We start from the raw sequence: 377 nt of genomic DNA on the forward strand, positions 1-377 counted from the left end.
GAGGACGGCGAGGTCATCGTTGCCTATCAGGTGGTGGATGTTTGCAACAACTACCCCGACGAGCGTGCGCCCTGGTCTGCCACTACCCCTGTGGTGGTCGATTTGGGCGGTAATCGCCTTGATGCACCCTTGGTGCTGGTCAACGGCATCCCCACTCGGGTGATCGACCTCGAACAACTGGCGGGCGCCGACGTCGTTTGCCGGGTGTACGTCAATCCAGCCAATCACGCTCAAGGCGATACCCTGCGCCTGACCTGGGTCGGCACCCCCGCACAGGGTGATTCGCAAGTTATCGTCGGGCCGCTTGATCAAACCGTCGAATACGTGCCATTCCAGTACGACTTTTCGATCCCCAATGAAGACGTGGTCGCCATCGC

1 pseudogene is annotated in these 377 nt (G+C 60.2%); it reads left to right on the forward strand.

Annotation, left to right across the window (positions count from 1 at the left end):
• Nucleotides 1-377 (forward strand): annotated as a pseudogene (locus MKS85_RS28830) (hypothetical protein); the annotation flags it as partial.

The sequence above is a fragment of the Pseudomonas sp. JL2 genome (assembly GCF_031570495.1).
GTDB lineage: Bacteria > Pseudomonadota > Gammaproteobacteria > Pseudomonadales > Pseudomonadaceae > Aquipseudomonas > Aquipseudomonas rhizophila.